Below are 1,078 nucleotides of genomic sequence, written 5' to 3' on the forward strand. Positions count from 1 at the left end.
CCTTCGGTCACGATGAGGCGGCTCGACGCGGTGCAGCGCTGGCCGGTCGAGTAGAAGGCGCTCTGCACGCTGAGCTCCACGGCCTGCGCGAGGTCGGCGTCGTCCAGGATCACCTGCGGGTTCTTGCCGCCCATCTCGAGCTGCACCTTCTTGTGGTTCGTGACGCACTGCACGGCGATGTTGCGGCCCACGCCGACCGAGCCGGTGAAGCTGATGGCATGGATGCCGGGGTGGTTGACCAGCGCGTTGCCGATCACGCTGCCGCGGCCCATCACGAGGTTGAACACGCCGGCCGGGATGCYCGAGCGGCTGATGATTTCGGCCAGCGCCCAGGCGCAGCCAGGCACGAGGTCGGCAGGCTTCAGGACCACGCAGTTGCCGAAAGCGAGCGCGGGCGCGATCTTCCAGGCCGGGATGGCGATGGGGAAGTTCCACGGCGTGATGAGGCCGACCACRCCGACCGGCTCGCGCGTGATTTCCACGCCGATGTTGGGCCGCACCGAAGGCAGCACCTCGCCCGACAGGCGCAGGCATTCGCCGGCGAAGAACTTGAAGATCTGGCCGGCGCGCGTGGCTTCGCCGATGCCTTCGGCGCGGGTCTTGCCTTCTTCACGGGCCAGCAGCGTGCCGAGTTCTTCCTTGCGCGCGAGGATTTCGGTGCCNGGGCCGCACCGATGGCAGCACCTCGCCCGACAGGCGCAGGCATTCGCCGGCGAAGAACTTGAAGATCTGGCCGGCGCGCGTGGCTTCGCCGATGCCTTCGGCGCGGGTCTTGCCTTCTTCACGGGCCAGCAGCGTGCCGAGTTCTTCCTTGCGCGCGAGGATTTCGGCGCCGATCTTGTCGAGCGCGTCGGAGCGCGCCTGGATGCTGCCCGTGGCCCAGGCCGGGAAGGCGGCGGTGGCGGCAGCAACGGCAGCCTCGACGTGCGATGCGTCGCCCTGCGTGTACTGGCCGAGCACGTCGGACAGGTTGCTGGGGTTGAGGTTGGGGCTGTAGCTTGCGCCGGCACGCCATTCGCCGCCGATCAGGTTGTCGAAGTTTTGCATGAGGGGTTCCTTGCTGCTCGATGGAAAGAAA

At 67.8% G+C, this 1,078-nt stretch carries 1 protein-coding gene and 1 pseudogene; both read right to left on the bottom strand.

What is annotated here, in order from left to right:
- A partial coding sequence (locus tag ASD05_RS19635; RefSeq protein WP_157610178.1) for an aldehyde dehydrogenase family protein occupies positions 1-662 on the bottom strand: 662 nt, incomplete at both ends.
- A gap of 1 nt (position 663) precedes the next feature.
- Positions 664-1,047 (bottom strand): annotated as a pseudogene (locus ASD05_RS19640) (aldehyde dehydrogenase family protein); the annotation flags it as partial.
- Positions 1,048-1,078: the final 31 nt, after the last annotated feature.

Source organism: Variovorax sp. Root434 (genome assembly GCF_001426595.1).
In the GTDB taxonomy this organism is placed as follows: Bacteria; Pseudomonadota; Gammaproteobacteria; order Burkholderiales; family Burkholderiaceae_C; genus Variovorax.